This is a genomic window from Nocardioides pyridinolyticus (assembly GCF_054653575.1).
The window spans coordinates 1-1,109 of sequence record NZ_BAAIFY010000075.1; the positions used below are offsets into that span (position 1 = coordinate 1).

Consider the following 1,109-nt stretch of genomic DNA (forward strand, 5'->3'; position numbering starts at 1 on the left):
GCGAGGAGCATTTGGGCGACGTCGAGGACCTCGACCTCCTCGCGGGCTTCGCCGCTGGCTTGTTGGGCGGTGAGGCCGTCGGAGAGCATCACTCGGCAGAACGGGCAGCCGACCGCGATCTGGTCCGCACCGGTGCCGACGGCCTCCTTGGTGCGGTTGAGGTTGATCCGCTCGCCGAGGTTCTCCTCCATCCACATGCGGGCACCACCGGCGCCGCAGCAGAACGACCGCTCGGAGTTGCGCTCCATCTCGACGTACTCGGCGCCGGGCAGGATCTGGAGAAGCTCGCGCGGCGGCGAGTAGACGCCGTTGTGGCGGCCGATGTAGCAGGGGTCGTGGTAGGTGATCGAGCGCTTGTGGGCGCCGGCACCGTCGCCGACCGGGGTCAGCTTGCCCTCACGCACGAGCCGGTTGAGCAGCTGCGTGTGGTGGATGACCTCGAGCTCGACGCCGAAGTCCTGGTACTCGTTCTTGAGCGTGTTGAAGCAGTGGGCGCAGGTCGAGACGACCTTCTTGACCTTGTACTCCTTGAAGGTCTCGGCGTTCTGCTGCGCGAGGCCCTGGAACACGAACTCGTTGCCGGCGCGGCGGGCCGGGTCACCGGTGCAGGTCTCGCCGTTGCCGAGGACGCCGAACGAGACGCCGGCCATGTCCAGCAGTTCGGCCACGGCGCGGGTGGTCTTCTTGGCGCGGTCCTCGTAGGCACCGGCGCAGCCGACCCAGAACAGCCAGTCGACCTCGTCCAGCGACTCGATGGTGTCACCGACGACCTTGACCTCGAAGTCGAGGCCCTTGGCCCAGTCCATGCGTGCCGTCGGCGACATGTTCCACGGGTTGCCCTTGTTCTCGAGGCCCTTGAACAGGCCGTTGAGCTCGGCGGGGAAGTTCGACTCGACGAGGATCGCGTAGCGCCGCATGTCGACGATGTGGTCGACGTGCTCGATGTCGACCGGGCACTGCTGCACGCAGGCGCCGCACGAGGTGCAGGACCACAGCACGTCCGGGTCGATCACGGCCGAGCCGTCCTGCGGCATGTAGAACCACGAGTCGCCGGTGTCGCCGACCAGCGGCCGCTCGACCTCCCGGGTGAGGGTGTCGCTGCCCTCGAG

Annotated in this window: 1 protein-coding gene; it reads right to left on the reverse strand. The window is 67.7% G+C overall.

The annotated features are described in order from the left end of the window. Positions 1 to 1,109: (Fe-S)-binding protein (locus ACYQ0U_RS22680; protein ID WP_459976151.1), on the reverse strand; the 1,109-nt coding region annotated here is incomplete at both ends.